The 9942-nt window shown below is 64.6% G+C and carries 10 protein-coding genes; 2 read left to right on the top strand and 8 right to left on the bottom strand.

The features are described from left to right. A partial coding sequence (gene htpG / locus Q0309_RS11035; RefSeq protein WP_299440543.1) for a molecular chaperone HtpG occupies positions 1 to 1857 on the top strand: 1857 nt, incomplete at its 5' end. A gap of 99 nt (positions 1858 to 1956) precedes the next feature. Here the strand turns inward: htpG and Q0309_RS11030 are convergent. Both Q0309_RS11030 and cutA read right to left on the bottom strand, forming a co-directional pair. Then, entirely contained in the window at positions 1957 to 2193 is a 237-nt protein-coding gene (locus Q0309_RS11030) for a hypothetical protein (protein WP_299440541.1), read from the bottom strand. 643 nt (positions 2194 to 2836) lie between these two features. Next, entirely contained in the window at positions 2837 to 3160 is a 324-nt protein-coding gene (gene cutA / locus Q0309_RS11025) for a divalent-cation tolerance protein CutA (protein ID WP_299440539.1), read from the bottom strand. A 26-nt stretch (positions 3161 to 3186) separates the two neighbouring features. On the opposite strand from cutA, the gene Q0309_RS11020 reads away from it, so the two are divergent. Then, entirely contained in the window at positions 3187 to 3528 is a 342-nt protein-coding gene (locus Q0309_RS11020) for a hypothetical protein (protein WP_366940592.1), read from the top strand. A 36-nt stretch (positions 3529 to 3564) separates the two neighbouring features. On the opposite strand, the gene Q0309_RS11015 is transcribed toward Q0309_RS11020, so the two are convergent. The 6 genes from Q0309_RS11015 to Q0309_RS10990 form a co-directional block, all read right to left on the bottom strand. Further along, entirely contained in the window at positions 3565 to 4647 is a 1083-nt protein-coding gene (locus Q0309_RS11015) for a type I restriction endonuclease (RefSeq protein ID WP_299440537.1), read from the bottom strand. Positions 4648 to 4845: 198 nt separating this feature from the next. Continuing rightward, entirely contained in the window at positions 4846 to 5325 is a 480-nt protein-coding gene (locus tag Q0309_RS11010) for a hypothetical protein (protein WP_299440535.1), read from the bottom strand. 181 nt (positions 5326 to 5506) lie between these two features. Then, complete coding sequence (der, locus tag Q0309_RS11005) at positions 5507 to 6961, bottom strand: ribosome biogenesis GTPase Der (protein WP_299440532.1); 1455 nt, start codon at positions 6959 to 6961, stop codon at positions 5507 to 5509. A 19-nt stretch (positions 6962 to 6980) separates the two neighbouring features. Beyond that, on the bottom strand, positions 6981 to 8288 hold the full coding sequence (locus Q0309_RS11000; protein ID WP_299440530.1) for a PQQ-binding-like beta-propeller repeat protein: 1308 nt from the start codon (positions 8286 to 8288) through the stop codon (positions 6981 to 6983). 39 nt (positions 8289 to 8327) lie between these two features. Then, positions 8328 to 9056: a tetratricopeptide repeat protein gene (locus tag Q0309_RS10995; RefSeq protein ID WP_299440528.1), complete on the bottom strand. Its 729-nt coding sequence runs from the start codon at positions 9054 to 9056 to the stop codon at positions 8328 to 8330. A gap of 98 nt (positions 9057 to 9154) precedes the next feature. Next, positions 9155 to 9709: a thioredoxin family protein gene (locus Q0309_RS10990; protein ID WP_299440526.1), complete on the bottom strand. Its 555-nt coding sequence runs from the start codon at positions 9707 to 9709 to the stop codon at positions 9155 to 9157. Between the last annotated feature and the right edge of the window lie 233 nt (positions 9710 to 9942).

The following is a 9942-nucleotide window of genomic DNA, read 5'->3' as shown; positions in this document are numbered from 1 at the left end:
CAGGCCGAGGTCACCAAGCTGCTCGATATCGTCGTTCACTCGCTGTATTCCGACCGGCAGATCTTTCTGCGCGAGTTGATCTCCAACGCCTCGGACGCTTGCGACAAGCTGCGCTATGAGGCGTTGACCACGCCGGCCCTGCGCGAAGGGGCCGAGGCGTTCCGCATCACCCTGCGGGTCGATGCCGACGCGAAGACCATCGAGATTGCCGACAACGGCATCGGCATGAACCGGGCCGAGTTGATCGACAACCTGGGCACCATCGCCCGGTCCGGCACCGAGGAGTTCGTCAACACTCTGAGGGACGCCGACAAGCAGGGCGAGGCGCGGCTGATCGGCCAGTTCGGCGTTGGCTTCTACTCGTCCTTCATGGTCGCCGAGCGGGTCGAGGTGTTCACCCGCCGCGCCGGCGACACCCAGGGCTGGCATTGGGAAAGTGACGGCGGCGGGGCGTTCTCGATCGGCGAGGCCGAGGTCGCGGCGCCGGGCACCCGCATCGTCCTGCACCTACGCGAGGACGCCACGGAGTTCCTGGAGAGCTGGCGCCTGAAGTCCACGGTCAAGACCTACTCCGATCACATTGCGATTCCCGTGGTTCTTTTGGGCACGGACGATGAGGGCAAGGAGACCGAGGAAACCCTGAATGAAGCCTCGGCCTTGTGGACCCGGCCCCGCTCCGAGATCACCGAGGAGCAGTACACCGAGTTCTATCACCACGTCGCCCACGCCTTCGACACACCGTGGCACACGGTGCATTTCAAGGCCGAAGGGGCCATTGAGTACACGGGCCTGCTGTTCATCCCGTCGCAAAAACCGTTCGACCTGTTCCAGCCCGAGCGCAAGACGCACATCAAGCTGTACGTGAACCGCGTCTTCATCACCGACGATGCGCCGGAGGTGTTGCCGTCCTACCTGCGGTTCGTGCGCGGCATCGTCGATTCCAGCGACCTGCCGCTGAACGTCAGCCGCGAAATGCTGCAGCACAATCCGGTGCTGAAGAAGATCCAGGGCGGTCTGGTCAAACGCCTGCTGGGCGATCTGAAGAAACGCGCCGAAAACGCGGACGAGTACGCCACGTTCTGGGACACCTTCGGCGCCGTCCTGAAGGAAGGCATCTACGAGGACTTCGAACGCCGCACGGAGGTCCTCGACCTTGCGCGCTTCCGCTCCTCGACTACCGAGGGCTGGGTGTCGCTGGCCGACTACGTCGCCCGCATGAAGACCGGCCAGGAGGCCATCTACTACATCACCGGCGACGACCCGGAGACCCTGAAGCGCTCGCCGCAGTTGGAGGGCTTCCGCGCCAAGGGCGTCGAAGTGCTGCTGCTGACCGATCCGGTGGACGAATTCTGGATCAACGCCGTGCCGGACTATCAGGACACGCCGCTGAAGTCCGCCGCGAGCAGCGCCGCCGGCCTGGACGCCGTGGCCGATCCCGAGTCCAAGGACGACGACGCGACGAAGGACGAGGCCGCCCCCACCGATCAGGTGGAGGCCCTGGCCAAGGCGCTGCAGGAGACGCTGGGCCACGCGGTCAAGGAGGTCCGCTCCACCAGCCGCCTGAAGGAAAGCCCGGTGTGCCTGGTGTCCGAAGAGGGCGACATGAGCCTCCATCTGGAGCGAATGCTCAAGCAGGCCGGGCAGGATATGGGCCGCAAGCCGGCGCGGATCATGGAGATCAATCCGTCCCACCCGCTGATCAAGGGCATGGCGGCCAAGGTTGCCGGCGGCGGCGGCGACCTGTCCGACCTCGGCCAGTTGCTGCTGGATCAGGCCCTGATCGTCGAGGGCGAACACCCGGCCGATCCTGTGGCCTTCGCGCGCCGCCTGAGCGCGGTGATGAGCGGCGCGCTGTAACGCCCCACGCCTGTAAACCAAGCGTACAAAACCCCGATCCGCGCTGCGGATCGGGGTTTTATTTCAGCAACCCCAACAGGCGGGTGTCAGCCGGTGGGTTCAAGAGGCGATATCGGTTCTCTCGTCCGCGTCGGCGTGGCGATTCAGAAGCACCGTTTCGGCCTCGTGCAGCAGATGCTGTAGCGAGTCCATCTCGACGCCATCGCGGCGCATCATGGTGTGGACGATCGGTTCGTTGAGCACGTCAACAATGGTCGGCTCCGCGTTTCCCGCGAACGAGTCGACGTCGTGACGTTCCACGGCGCGGCCCAGGGTCGCCCCGTTGGTCATCGTCACGCGTGCCCGACTGCTCCCGGCGCCCTGCCGGTGAACGCGAACGCCTGACGGAGTGCGGTCCGATTTCGTCCCGTGAGACGACAGCGGCACCGATGATGTCTGCAAGGCACCGGTTTTCATGGCTCCCGCTTTCATACTGCGTGTGGTTCCCCCCCCTTCATTCGGCCCACCCCTTCTCCTCCCTTCGAAGGTGTGAACCGTCTAACGAACCATACTGTTTGATTCAGCTCCGACTCAAAATGCCAACAGTCAACTTAGGGAAGTATGCCTGAGCGCGGAAAAAGATCAAGCATTAAGAAACCATTCCGGTCGGATTCTGACAGGCGAGAAAATGCGGCAGTGCAGCATGATCCCTCGCTATGAGACGGACAGTTCCACCAGACGTCTTCATTTTTGCACCATTATTCAGTTCATTTCGGTTTGTTTTTCGGGTGTTGGACACCGACACGCCGCGCCCTCGGCCCCGCCTGAGCGCCAGACCGCCCTGTCCACGGACGACCATCCTCGTGACATACGGGCACCCGCCCAGGCCGGATCGCCCGCCGGCTGGCGTGTTTCGGCCGCGATGAAAGACGCGCCCCAGCACGCGCCCGGAACCACGCGGGCTCCCCGGGCACGGAAAAACACGAAAATGGAGAGAAACTCAGCGTCTTGGGGTCGTTTGCTCGCTCAGCCACTGAAGAAACGCCGGGTTGCCGCCGTCGATGGGCAGCACCACCACGCACGGGCAGTCGTACGAGTGCAAGGCCTTGACCCGCGCCGTCAGGGCGTCCACCTGCGCGCGCCGGGTCTTGGCGAGGAAGGCGACTTCGGTGTCTTCCTGGGTGCGTCCCTGCCACTCATAGACCGAGGTCATTGGCCCCAGCACGTTGACGCAGGCCGCCAACCGCTCGGCGACGAGATCGTGGCCGATGCGCACCGCCTCGTCATGCGATCCGGCGGTCATGTAGACCAGACAGTAATCCATGGACTCCCCCCGGTGTCGCGCCTACCATGAACCCGATGAGCGCGCCGTCGACAGCACGATCCCCGGCCGACGATCCCTTGGATCGGGACCCGGACGCCACCGTGGGCGGTTCGCCCGCGCCCGTCAAGGAGTCCTCGCCGAAGGCGACGCCAACCAAGGCGCAACGCGCATACCTGGCGCGCGGGCTGGAGCAGCCGGGCGGCAAGCTGCCCCTGTTCGACCATAACGGCCGGCGCATCAGTGCCCGCACCGTCAAGACCTGCCTCGACAACGGCTGGGCCGAGCCCTGGTTCGCCAACCCGCTCAAGCCCGACTGGCAGGTGTGCAAGCTGACGGATGAGGGGCGGAAGGTGGCGGGGGAAGGGTAAGGCCGTTCGCCGCCCAATGGAATTTGCCGTATTCGTTCAAACGGTATCGTACTTCGCAACGCCTGCCCTCAGCCTGTCCGCGAAATCGAACAATCTGTCAACCTTATCTACTTCGACTTTTTCTTGTTTTTCGCTGTCAAAAAGACCGATGTACCATCTGCTCTTGGAGTTAAAATAAAGCCGACAAATTGGCTTCCTGTTATTGTTGTCTAGAAGAATGCCGCAGTATGATTTCTGGTCTCTCATGTAAATCCGCTCAACTGGTACTATTTCCCTCAGTATTGCACGCACTATTTCAAAGGCCTCTATTTCTTCTTGTGTCGTTACTATCCCATCCTCGGAAGATTCCGCTAATACGTCAGCTTCCTCATCCAATTGTTTGGGTGCACGGTCAACTGTAGCATTGACTTCCAACGCGCTTGACAGCCGTTTATTAACCATCTCTCGCGTCGTAGCACGCACCGATTCGGCGACAATGCTCGAGAACCATTCCTTCACTTGATTCGTGAAGTTACCTGGATAAACTCGCTTTGCAAAGAAACGAACAAAATCTTCCGAAGGACACTCAAGTTCGGCCAATATTGCTTTGGAAACTAGCGCCCTATACTTTAGATCGTTAGCGCTGCTTAGAATATCATCAATCATGAAGCAGCCCGATTTATATTTTTCGAGTTCTTCAATATAACCTTGCTGCAAATCTGACAATGTGAATATAAAAAATGGTTTCTCATCCATTTTATTTGTTTCGTCAAGGTCAGTGAAGAATCTATACTCTGCACCGTTCGTCAATATCGCGATTTTTGCGTCTGTAACAGAAAAATACCTAAAGAGCTGTGAAGCACCCACGTTATCTAAATTCGTTCCAAATGTCTTACATTCAATCAAGATTTGAACCAAGCCATCACTCATTATCGCATAATCAACCTTCTCTCCTTTCTTAATGCCATGATCCGAAGTGTACTCTGGAACAACTACCGTTGGATCGAAGACGTTATATCCAAGTGATTGTACGAATGGCATGACTAACGCGTTTTTTGTCGCCTCTTCGGTTTTTAGATTCGATCCTATCGAGTCTATTCTTTGAGAGAGCTTCTTAAGTTCATCAAACAGTTCGGACATGGCCTTGTCTCCTTTGTGGTGACGATCAAAAGATGTTCCTAATGGTATTCAAAGCGAATACCGTAATCAACCTGCCTTTTGTTGTGGTTGCGCCATCAAGAACCCCCACACTAGATCGCTTCCGCGCAGGACCGGGATTGGTTCGGTTGTTGCGCGGCCCACACGACCCGTCGTCGGGTTTTCATTCCGACGGACCCCTCACCGCCCGAAAATAAACCGATACGCGAGGCGCATCCCGCCGACGAAGCCCGCGAACTGGGCACACAGCGCCGCGATCCGGGCGGCGGTGGGGTCGTGCTCGGCGGAGGGCGGTGGCAGCAGGATGGTGGGGATCGGGGCGCCGGAGACTGCTATGCCCACAAAGCAATAGAACAGGGCAAACCCGGCGAGGATTGTAGAGACAACGACGTAGTTTGCGCTCGGCTCAAACCTCGATGCACCATAGAGGGCGAAAAACCCGGCGCCAAGCCCGATCATGACGTTCGGGATGATATCGCCATAAATACTAACGCCCATGGTGATATCGGGCCAGTCCAACGCGTTCATGCTGTCGACGTACAGCTCGAAGACGCCGCTGTACATGGACGCGACGAAAAAGCCGATCGAGAACCCCACGCCGGCGGACGGAACGCAATACAGAAGCGCTTTCGCGGTGGATCCGTGTGTGTGGCGGTCCATGGCATCCCCCCCAATATCGTGGCCGGAGTGGCCCGGCGTTTCACCCCTCTCGCCCGGAGTCGCGCAAATGTGCGGTCGTAGGGTGCGCTTGACCGCCTTGAAGAGGCGGGCAGCGCACCGTTGAACCGACTGATGGTGCGTTGCGCCTTCGGCGCGAACGCACCCTACCAATGGTCCTCAATCATGTTTTCGCATACGGGTTCTCGCTCTTGCGCATAAACAGGCGCACGGGCACGCCCTCGAACCCGAAGGCGTCGCGCAGGCCGTTGACCAGATAGCGCACATAGCTGTCCGGCAAGTCCTCCGGTCGCGAGCAGAACACGGCGAAGGTGGGCGGGCGCGCCTTGGCCTGGGTCATGTAGCGCAGGCGGATGCGCCGGCCGTGCTGGCCCATGGGCGGCGGGTGCTCGCCGGTCATGGCCGCCAGCCAGCGGTTCAGGCGGCCGGTGGAGACGCGCCGGTTCCAGATGGCGTGCGTTTCCAGCACCGTGTCCATCAGCCGGTCAAGATTCCGGCCCTGCAGGGCGGAGACGGTCACATAGGGCACGCCCCTCACCTGCGTCAGCGAGGTTTCCAGCCGGTCGCGCAGGCGTTTCAGGATGCCCTGGCGGTCGGCCGCCGCGTCCCACTTGTTCACCGCCAGCACCAGGGCGCGGCCCTCCTCGACCACCATGCGGGCGATGGTCAGGTCCTGGCGGTCCAGCACCATGTCGGCGTCCATCATCAGCACCACCACCTCGGCCAGGCGGATGGCGTTGAGGGTGTCGGCGACAGACAGCTTTTCCAGGCTTTCGTGGATCCGACCCTTGCGGCGCAGGCCGGCGGTGTCCACCAGCCGGATCGGCCGCCCGTCATGCACCCAGTCCACGGCGATGGCGTCGCGCGTCACGCCGGCCTCGGGGCCGGTCAACAGGCGGTCGTCGCCGATCAGGCGGTTGACCAGGGTGGACTTGCCGGTGTTGGGCCGGCCTACGATGGCCAGATTGAGCGGGCGGCCCGGGTCCTCGGGCTCGGGCTCGGCGTCGTCGTCAGCGCCGGCGGCGGCACGGGCCTCCAGGTCGCCCGGGGCGGTGTCGGCCTCCCCCGCGTCGTCGGTCGCGCCCTCGGCTTCGTGCTGGAGGTCCAGACGCGCGTGCAGGGCCTGTTCGTGCGGCAACAGAGCCTCGAACAGGGCCGCCAGACCGGTGCCGTGCTCGGCCGACAGCGGCACCGGCTCGCCCAGGCCCAGGCTGAAGGCCTCGTACAGCCCGGCCTCGCCGGCCCCGCCCTCGCACTTGTTGGCCACCAGAACCACCGGCGTCGGGGATTCCCGCAGCACCTGGGCGAAGTGCTCGTCCACGGGTGTCACCCCGGCGCGGGCGTCGATCAGCATCAGCGCCACGTCGGCCTCGGCCAGGGCGCGTTCCGTCTGCTGGCGCATCCGGGTTTCCAGGGCGTCGGCCGCCGCCTCCTCCAGGCCGGCGGTATCGACGATGCGCAACGGCATGTCCCCCAGGCGCCCGTCGGCGAAGCGGCGGTCGCGGGTCACCCCCGGCGTGTCGTGGACGATGGCCAGACGGCGCCCGGCGAGGCGGTTGAACAGGGTCGACTTGCCCACGTTGGGGCGGCCGATGATGGCGACGGTCAGCGGTTTCATGGCGTGTGCCCGGCGGGCCTCAGCGGTAGGCGATCAAATCCCCGCCGTCGGTCAGGATGAGCAGGGTGTCCTGGGCCAGCACCGGCGGAAGGGTCACCCCATCCGGCGCGTCGACGTACCCGAGAACCCGCCCATCATACGGCGAGACGGCAAGAATTTCGCCGTTGGAGCCGGGCACCACCAGCCGGTCGGAGGCCAACATGGGGCCGGTCCAGGTGATCGGCCCTTCCTTGTCCTCCGGATCGTCCCAGCGTTGCAGCGGCGTGACCCAGAGAACCCGGCCGGTTTCGGCCGAGACAGCGGCAAGGTCGGCGTCGGCGGTGACCACGAACAGGAAGCGGCCGGCGATCCAGGGCTGTTCGACGCCGCCAAGCTCGGCCTGCCAGATGCGCTCGCCGGTGGCCAGGTCGATGGCCGTCATGAGGCCACTGTGTCCGACCACATACACGCGGGGTCCGGCCATGACGGGCCGTCCGCGAATGTCGCGCAGGTTGCCGGCGGCGTCCGTGCGCCGCACCATTGTCACCGAGTCCTGCCACAGGACGGCACCAGTCTCGACGCGCAGGGCGAACAGTTCGCCGGACGAGTAGGCGACGATCACCGTGCCTTGGTCGACCGCCGGCGCGGGCGCGCCCAACAGGCTGGCCACCTCCGGCGAGCCGGCATGGGTCCACAGCTTGCGGCCGTCCTGGGCGGCCAGGGCGATGGTGTGGTTGTCCATGGTCACCACAAACACGCGCCCGCTGTTCAACGTGGGCGCGGCGCGCACCGGGACGCCGACGTCCTCGCGCCAGATCTCCTCGCCGGTGGCGGCGTCCATGGCGATGACCTTGGCGAAGCCGGTGGTGGCGTACAGGCGGCCGTCGTCGCCGTACGCCAGGCCGCCACCCAACAGATAGCCGTCGTCCTCGTCCTCGTCGCGGTTGGGCAGGTCGCGGCGCCAGATCAGGTCCCCGGTGGCGAGATCATAGGCGCGCACCTCGGCCTCGGCATCGATGGTATAGACGCGTCCGCCGCCGATCACCGGCTCGGCCAGCAGCGCATTGCGCGAGCCGGACCCGGCGCCAACGTCGCGGCGCCAGATCTCTTCCGGCGCATCCCCCAGGGCCATGTGGTGCATGGCGTGATTGGCGTAGCCGCCGGCCATCGGCCAGTCGTCGTTCGGCACCGGCGGCGGCAGGCGGATGTCGCCCGGGTTGCCGGTCACCGCTGGGGACAGCCGCACCTCGCGCTCCAGCACGCTGATGCGCTTGCCGGGAAGGGGATCCTGCGTGTCGGCCCCCAGCCAGCCACAGCCGGCCAGGGCCGCCACCAGGCATCCCGTCACAACCGCGCGCGTCCCTCGTGCGATGCCGTTGCGCATGGCTCAGCCCCCGGCCTCAGACGCCACACCCATCATCACCAGCCGCTCCGACGCGCGGGCCCGAACGCCGGTGGGCGCCTCGCGCGCCTGACTGAGTTCGGTGAACGCCTGGCGCGCCGCGTCGGTGTTGCCGCTGCGCAGGTCCAGCAGGGCCAGCAGTTCCCGCGCCATGAACCGCCACGCGCCATCCTCTTCGGTGAGGGGCGTCAGGCGACCGCGCAAAGAGGTCTCGGACTCCGCGTCCATGGCGTACAAGGCGGCGACCATGGCCGCAGCCTCCCGGATGGCGCCCGGCACGCGCCCGTCGCTCGACACCGCATCGTAGGCGGCGATTGCCTCGGCGGTCTTGCCGGCCTCGGCGAGACTGTTCGCGCGCTGCAACGCGGCCAGGGCGGCGTAGCCGGTCTGGCCCTCGCGGGCCAGCGCCAACAGAGCGTCGTCGGCCGGCACGCCGGCCTGCACGGCGGTGAAGTACCGTTGCGCCTCGTCGGCGCGGACCGAGGCCTGCCACGCCGTCCAGCCCTGGAAGCCGGCCACCACGGCGACAATCAGGACCGCCGTGCCGATGACGTAGCCGCCATAGCGCTGCCACAGCTTGCGCATCTGGTCGGCGCGCAGGTCCTCTTCCACCTCGCGGAACAGGGCTTCCTGGGCCGGGTCCATCTGGTCGGATGGCGGGGTTTCGGGGCCGGCGCGGTTGGGCGTCTTGGCCACGGTCGTCTCCTTGGGCATGGGGTCCGTCCGGCCGCCCGTGGGGCGGCCGGGCGAACACCATAGTCACGGGACGACCGGAAGGCAACGCGGCCAAGCGGTGGTCGGCATATGGCGGATCAAGCCGCCTTCCACTTGATCGAGCAGCCCATGGACGGCGTCTGCTCGCGCGGCCCCTGCCCGCTCTGGGCGACAGCCGACATGGCCTCGAACAGCTCGCGCCGCGCGTCCGGCCCGGCCGGTTGTTTGCCCGAGGAATCCAGCCGCCCCCGGTACTGCAGCCCGAGGTCCGCGTCGAAGCCGAAGAAGTCCGGCGTACACACCGCATCGTAGGCGCGGGCAACCTCCTGAGTGGCATCGTACAGGTAGGGGAAGCGGAACCCGTTGTCGGCGGCGAACCGGACCATGTTGTCGAAGGAATCATCCGGATACTGCACCGGATCGTTGGAACAGATGGCGGCGACGCCGACGCCCTGCTCCATCAGGGCATGGGCATCGCGCACCAGGCGGTCGGCCACGGCCTTCACGTAGGGACAATGATTGCAGATGAAGACGATCAGCGTGGCCCGCGCGCCCCGGATGTCGGCGAGGCTGTAAGTGCGCCCGTCGGTGGCGGGGAGGGAAAAGTCGGGCGCGCGCCAACCGAAGTCGCAGATAGGCGTGTGAACGGCCATGGGTGCTCGATGCCTCCGTGCGGGGGGTGGGACCGGGAAACGGGATTCAACCATCCTTAACCGCTTGGGACGTAGGGTGTCCCGACGGGACGCGCAACGCCAGTGGGGCCTTCGTCGCCGATGAAGCGGCCGGTTGGCGTGGACAGGACGGGATCGAACGTCGATGCACGGGGTAAGAACGCCACCGGCCAAGCGCCGACAGCGGAGACTGGGGGCTCTCGGTCTGGCCGTGG

Origin of the sequence: uncultured Rhodospira sp., assembly GCF_937138205.1 — a bacterium.
Lineage (GTDB): Bacteria > Pseudomonadota > Alphaproteobacteria > Rhodospirillales > Rhodospirillaceae > Rhodospira.
The sequence above is the reverse complement of the archived record's forward strand: the minus strand, read 5'-3'. Positions and strand labels throughout refer to the sequence as shown.

Coding starts and splice junctions, on each gene's coding strand:
- Q0309_RS10995 (WP_299440528.1), bottom strand. CDS start 9,056: ATGCCCAAGGAGACGACCGTGGCCAAGACGCCCAACCGCGCCGGCCCC.
- Q0309_RS10990 (WP_299440526.1), bottom strand. CDS start 9,709: ATGGCCGTTCACACGCCTATCTGCGACTTCGGTTGGCGCGCGCCCGAC.
- cutA (WP_299440539.1), bottom strand. CDS start 3,160: ATGGATTACTGTCTGGTCTACATGACCGCCGGATCGCATGACGAGGCG.
- Q0309_RS11010 (WP_299440535.1), bottom strand. CDS start 5,325: ATGGACCGCCACACACACGGATCCACCGCGAAAGCGCTTCTGTATTGC.
- Q0309_RS11020 (WP_366940592.1), top strand. CDS start 3,187: ATGAACCCGATGAGCGCGCCGTCGACAGCACGATCCCCGGCCGACGAT.
- Q0309_RS11015 (WP_299440537.1), bottom strand. CDS start 4,647: ATGTCCGAACTGTTTGATGAACTTAAGAAGCTCTCTCAAAGAATAGAC.
- der (WP_299440532.1), bottom strand. CDS start 6,961: ATGAAACCGCTGACCGTCGCCATCATCGGCCGCCCCAACGTGGGCAAG.